Source organism: Prevotella sp. oral taxon 317 str. F0108, from assembly GCF_000162415.1.
GTDB lineage: Bacteria > Bacteroidota > Bacteroidia > Bacteroidales > Bacteroidaceae > Prevotella > Prevotella conceptionensis.
The window spans coordinates 1-1,449 of record NZ_GG740088.1 but is presented as its reverse complement, the minus strand read 5'-3'; the positions used below and the strand labels follow the sequence as shown (position 1 = coordinate 1,449).

The 1,449-nt window shown below is 48.5% G+C and carries 2 protein-coding genes; both read left to right on the top strand.

The genetic code is table 11. The annotated features are described in order from the left end of the window. Positions 1–211, top strand: a 211-nt coding sequence (locus HMPREF0670_RS17350; protein ID WP_044078517.1) for a hypothetical protein, incomplete at its 5' end; no start/stop codon positions are given. Between the two features lie 56 nt (positions 212–267). Beyond that, positions 268–1,422, top strand: coding sequence for a hypothetical protein (locus tag HMPREF0670_RS15010; protein WP_157579682.1), 1,155 nt, complete (start codon positions 268–270; stop codon positions 1,420–1,422). Positions 1,423–1,449: the final 27 nt, after the last annotated feature.

The following is a 1,449-nucleotide window of genomic DNA, read 5'->3' as shown; positions in this document are numbered from 1 at the left end:
TTCAAACCAAGCTGAAAAGTCTCTCCATGAGGAGCTACAACGTCTTCGTAAAGAGAACAAGAAACTTGCGTCTCAAAAAGACAAGCTCAAGGCTAAGTATGAAACAGCCCAAAAGGAGCTTAAAAAAAAAGACGTTCGGAAAATAACATTGACCGAAGAACAACATCGATTACTCTCGAGCCTGTTCCCGGACATAGATTCCCTCTTATAGTCATTCAGCTCTGCGTTTTGATCTACATGCGTACGCCATGTGGGCTGCGAACAGTCGTGACCGTCCTGGAAACCTTCGCCGAGCTGCTGGGCGATGCTTTCGGAAAGGTACCGTGCTACAACACCGTAGAGAACTGGGTGAAGAAACTCGGCCTCTCTGTCTATCAGGACGATCAGCCATGCAAGGACAAGAAGTTTGCGATGGTCGTGGACGAGAGCATTGCCATAAACGGGCAGAAACTTCTCCTGACTCTTGGCATTCCTTCCGAGCATCAGGGCCGCCCTTTAAGGCACGCGGATGTTACGGTTCTTGACATGTCGGTCAGCAAGGGCTTCAATGGCGATGACGTCCAAGGCAGGATAGAGGCAGCGGAGAAATCCGCAGGAAACGCTCCCGATTACATCATAAGTGACAATGGCCATAACCTGGTCAAGGGCATCACTGGCTCCGGGCATGTACGTCATGCAGACATTAGCCATTCCATGGGCGTGATCCTCAAGAAAGTCTATGAGAAACAATCTGATTTTGTGGAGCTTACAACACTCCTTGGCAAGAAACGACTGCAGTATCATCTGACCGACAAGGCCTACTTGCTGTCTCCCAACATGAGGGCCATGTCACGATTCATGAACATGTCTTCATGGGTGTCCTGGGGTAATGAGATGCTTAACTGTTATGACACTCTCCCTGAGAAAATGCAGGAAGCGTATGCCTTCATAAAGGATTACGAGTGCCTGTTGAGGGAGCTGCAGGCTGTCCTTTGTGCAGTAAGACACGTCGAAACCGTCTGCAAGAACGAAGGTTTCTCGGTCATGACGAGCAGAAGGTGCAAGCTCCACATCGTTACCCACGTCTTAGGGGACGCACATTCCCGACAAGCACGCGTTGGCATGAAGATGCTTGAATACTTCAACAGGGAAGAAACGCTTATCACCGCCAACATGAGCATCAACATATCATCCGACATCATTGAATCTACTTTCGGCATATACAAGAGCAAGAAGTCGCCCAACAAGCTGCACGGCGTAACCTCTTTTGTTCTGACGATACCGTTGTATTCAAAAGTCACGAACCAATCCGTTACAAAAACGATCAATTTCAAAGAGCGCATTGTAAAAGTTAAACTGAAGGACATCCGTGCTTGGTCAACCGAGCACCTGTCCACAAACTGGGTTACGGAACGAACCAAAACGCTCAGAAAAGCGAGCTGAAATTGGTACAGCAAACTGGACACCCTA